This window comes from Pseudoalteromonas sp. SR44-5, assembly GCF_014163675.1.
GTDB lineage: Bacteria > Pseudomonadota > Gammaproteobacteria > Enterobacterales > Alteromonadaceae > Pseudoalteromonas > Pseudoalteromonas rhizosphaerae.
This window is the reverse complement of sequence record NZ_JACJDT010000252.1, coordinates 1-223: the sequence shown is the minus strand read 5'-3', so window position 1 is coordinate 223 and position 223 is coordinate 1. Positions and strand designations below refer to the sequence as shown.

1 rRNA gene is annotated in these 223 nt (G+C 39.0%); it reads left to right on the top strand.

The features are described from left to right. Positions 1-155 precede the first annotated feature (155 nt). Positions 156-223 (top strand): 5S ribosomal RNA (rrf, locus tag H5154_RS23410); the annotation flags it as partial.

The following is a 223-nucleotide window of genomic DNA, read 5'->3' as shown; positions in this document are numbered from 1 at the left end:
AATTACCCGTGAGGCTTAACCATACAACGCCAAACGCGTTTTATGTGATAGTTGATAGCGCAAGAAGTTAATAGACTAAAGTAGATTTACTGAAAACTTTTATTATCAGAATTCCAAATTTTAGTTAATTGCTAACGCGATTAACACCGTATTTGCTTGGTAACAATAGCGTTTTGGACCCACCTGACCCCATGCCGAACTCAGTAGTGAAACGAAACAGCGC